Below are 3,609 nucleotides of genomic sequence, written 5' to 3' on the forward strand. Positions count from 1 at the left end.
GTGTGGCGGTCGCGCTCGCGGTGGGGTTCGACCCCGGCGGCGACACCCACCAGTACGTCGAATCCCGCTCGTGGATCCCCGCCTTCGGCGCCACCTACACGCTCGGGCTCGACGGGATCGCGCTGGTGTTGGTCCTGCTCACGGCCGCCCTCATGCCGCTGCTCCTGCTGGCCGGGTGGCACGACGTCCCCGCGTCCGACAGCCGCCGCGCGCAGGCGTATCCGGCGCTGATGCTGGCCACGCAGGGGTTGGCGCTGGTGGCGTTCACCAGCCTGGACGTGCTGCTGTTCTACGTCGCGTTCGAGGCCATGCTCATCCCGCTGTACTTCCTCATCGGCGGATTCGGCCGCAGCGATTCCAGCGGGGCCGACCGGGCGGCGGCGGCCGTGCGGTTCCTCATCTACAACCTGCTCGGCGGGCTGGTCATGCTCGTCGCGGTGATCGGGCTGTACGTGCTCACCGCCCGCGCCGGAATCGGGCCCGGCGACAGTGGGACGTTCGACTACCGCCTCATCACCGAGGCCGTGGCGGACGGTCGGCTCGAGATCCCGCCCGGCGTGGCGTTGCTGATGTTCGCCGCCTTCACCCTGGCCTTCGCGATCAAGGCGCCGCTGTGGCCGTTCCACACCTGGCTGCCCGGCGCGGCCGTGGCCGCGACCCCCGCCTCCGCGGTGCTGATGATGGCGGTCGTGGACAAGGTCGGCACGTTCGCGATGCTGCGCTACAGCCTGCCGCTGTTCCCGGACGCCGCGGCCACAGCGGCGCCGGTGCTCATCACGCTGGCGGTGATCAGCATCGTCTACGGCGGCGTGATGGCCATCGCCCAGACCGACCTGCTCCGGTTGATCGCCTACGCCTCCATCTCCCACTTCGGGTTCATCGTCCTGGGCATCTTCGCCAGGACGGAGCAGTCCGCGGCGGGGTCGGCGCTCTACATGGTCAACCACGGCGTCGCCACTGCCGCGCTGTTCCTGGTGACCGGGTTCCTCGTGCGCCGGCACCGCATCCGCGAGATCGGCTACTACGGCGGTGTTCAGCAGGTCGCGCCCGTGCTGGCCGGGACGTTCCTCATCGCCGGCCTGGCCACGCTCTCGCTGCCCGGGCTGGCCCCGTTCGTCAGCGAGTTCCTGGTGTTCGTCGGGACCTTCGGCCCGTACCCGGTGGCCGCCGTGCTCGCCACGAGCACCTTCGTCCTGGCGGCGATCTACATCCTGTGGACCTACCAGCGCGTGATGGGCGGACCCCCGGCACCCGGACTGGCGCGGACACCGGATCTCGACGCCCGGGAACTCGTGGTGGTGATCCCGCTGGTGGTGGCGCTGATCGTGCTGGGCCTCTACCCGCAGCCCGCGTTGGACGTGATCGAACCGGCGGTCGCCCACACCGTCGCCCTGCTGGGAGGAGTCCGATGACCCCGGACATCGCGTACGGATCGCTCGCGCCACTACTCGTGGTGTTCGGCGCGGGGATCGCCAGCGTGTTGGTCGAGGCGTTCGTGCCCGCCCGGCGCCGCTACGGCACGCAGATGGTGGTCTACCTGGGCGGTCTCGCCACCGCGCTCATCTCGGTGGTCCTCCTGGCCGGGACCCGGATCGTCACGGCCGAGGGGGCGGTCGCGGTCGACGGACCCGCGCTGTTCCTGCAGGGCGTCACGGTGGTCGTGGCCATCGGCGCCGGGTTACTGATCGGTGAACGCACCGTCATCCCCTCCGCCTCCCGCAGGAAGGTGCTCGCGGGCTTCGCTCCCCAGGCCGCCGTGGCCCCCGGCGGCTCGGGCGAACGCGACGCCGAGCGCGCCGGATTCACCCAGACCGAGGTCTTCCCGCTCGCCCTGTTCGCCACGGGCGGCCTCATGCTGTTCCCCGCGGCGAACGACCTGATCACGCTGTTCATCGCGCTGGAGGTGCTCTCCCTGCCGCTGTACGTGCTGTGCGGGATGGCCCGCCGGCGACGGCTGCTCTCGCAGGAGGCCGCGGTCAAGTACTTCCTCCTGGGCGCGTTCTCCTCGGCGTTCTTCGTCTACGGCGTCGCGCTGGTGTACGGCTACGCCGGGACCGTGGACTTCCGTGGGATCGCCGACGTGGTGGAGGCCGAGGGCGCCAGCTCGCTGATCCTCATCGGCGTGGCCATGATGTCGGTGGGTCTGCTGTTCAAGGTCGGCGCCGTGCCGTTCCACACCTGGACGCCCGACGTCTACCAGGGCGCGCCCACCGCGATCACCGCGTTCATGGCCGCCGGCACCAAGGTCGCCGCGTTCGGCGCGATCCTGCGCTTCTTCCACACCGCGGTGCCCGGGCTCGAGGCGGGCTGGGCGCCCGTGTTGTGGGTGATCGCAGCGCTGACGATGATCGTCGGCACGATCGTGGGCGTCGCGCAGAACGACGTCAAGCGGCTCCTGGCCTACTCCTCCATCGCCCACGCCGGGTTCCTGCTCACCGCGGTGATCGCGGTCCAGTCCGCCGGGGCGACCGCGATGCTGTTCTACCTCGCGGCGTACGCCACCAGTACGGTGGGCGTGTTCGCGGTGGCCGGCCTGGTACGGGACGCAGATGGTGCCGAAATCAGCGACCTGCGGGCCTGGTCCGGACTCGGTCGGCGGCAGCCGCTGGTGGCGGGCGCGTTCGCGGTGCTGCTGCTGGCCCTGGCGGGGATCCCGCTGACCAGTGGGTTCATCGCCAAGTTCGCGGTGTTCTCAGCGGCCGTGGCCGGGGGCGCGGTGGGACTGGTGGTGATCGGCGTGCTCACCAGCGCGATCGCGGCGTCGTTCTACGTGCGCGTGATCGTGGTGATGTTCTTCCGCGACGCCGATGCCGGGGGCTCGGACGTGCGTGGCTCGGGCGTGGGCGGCTCGGGCGTGGCGTTCGCCCGCCAACCGGTGACCCTGGCCGTGGTCGCGATCGCCGCGGTGCTCACGCTGGCGCTGGGGATCGCCCCGCAGCCGCTCCTCGATCTCGCAGAGGCCGCCTCCACGTTCGCCTGGTGAGCCTCAGTCCTCGTCGAGAAGAGCGTTCCGCCCGCATCTGCCGAGAGCACGTGTGCGGAACGCTCTTCTCGATGGGGTAGGTCAGTCCATGCCCAGCGGGGTGGCGTCGAACTCCCCGGACAACGCCGAGACCGACCGGGCCAGCCGCAGGTCCCGCCGGGTCACGCCGTCGACGTCGTGGCTGCGCAGGTCCAGGGTCACCTCGTCGTAACTCCACAGCAGATCCGGGTGGTGATCCTGCGAGTTGGCGGCCTGCCCGATCGCGGCGACCAGATTGATCGCGGCCTGCGGGGTCTCGCACACTGCGGTGTAGGTCAGCGAGCCCTCGGAGAAGGCCCAGCCGGGCAGGTCGGCGAGGCCTTCGGCGATCTGCTCCTCGGTCAGGCGGGTCCGGTCGTCGGCGTCGGGGCGTGCGTTGTCGGCGTCTGCGCTCATGCCGCCCAGTCTGGCACCTCTCGTCGTACCAGGCACGTCCCGCCACGTCCGACCGCCCCGGGCGCGCGGCCTACCCTGAGGGCGTGGACTCCCCCGCCAGCAACCCTCCCCGCGGCGCCGGCCGATATGCCCCCAGCCCGTCGGGTGACCTGCACCTGGGCAACCTGCGCACCGCCGTGGTGGCGTGGGTG

Annotated in this window: 4 protein-coding genes; 3 read left to right on the forward strand and 1 reads right to left on the reverse strand. The window is 71.2% G+C overall.

Annotation, left to right across the window (positions count from 1 at the left end; translation table 11 throughout):
* Nucleotides 1-1,412 (forward strand): NADH-quinone oxidoreductase subunit M (locus G6027_RS08300; protein WP_182636760.1); only part of this gene is annotated, 1,412 nt, incomplete at its 5' end.
* Complete coding sequence (gene nuoN, locus G6027_RS08305; protein WP_182636761.1) at nucleotides 1,409-2,983, forward strand: NADH-quinone oxidoreductase subunit NuoN; 1,575 nt, start codon at nucleotides 1,409-1,411, stop codon at nucleotides 2,981-2,983. The genes G6027_RS08300 and nuoN, both read left to right, overlap by 4 nt.
* 81 nt (nucleotides 2,984-3,064) lie before the next feature.
* Here the strand turns inward: nuoN and G6027_RS08310 are convergent, their stop codons facing one another.
* Nucleotides 3,065-3,418, reverse strand: coding sequence for a 4a-hydroxytetrahydrobiopterin dehydratase (locus G6027_RS08310; protein ID WP_182636762.1), 354 nt, complete (start codon nucleotides 3,416-3,418; stop codon nucleotides 3,065-3,067).
* A gap of 83 nt (nucleotides 3,419-3,501) precedes the next feature.
* Here G6027_RS08310 and G6027_RS18720 point away from each other — a divergent pair.
* A partial coding sequence (locus tag G6027_RS18720) for a glutamate--tRNA ligase family protein (RefSeq protein WP_346995660.1) occupies nucleotides 3,502-3,609 on the forward strand: 108 nt, incomplete at its 3' end.

Source organism: Dietzia sp. SLG310A2-38A2 (genome assembly GCF_014145095.1).
Classification (GTDB): Bacteria; Actinomycetota; Actinomycetes; order Mycobacteriales; family Mycobacteriaceae; genus Dietzia.

What these genes read in the sequence shown, in the direction of transcription:
- G6027_RS08310 (WP_182636762.1), bottom strand. Translation starts at nt 3,418, where the DNA reads ATGAGCGCAGACGCCGACAACGCACGCCCCGACGCCGACGACCGGACC.
- nuoN (WP_182636761.1), top strand. Translation starts at nt 1,409, where the DNA reads ATGACCCCGGACATCGCGTACGGATCGCTCGCGCCACTACTCGTGGTG.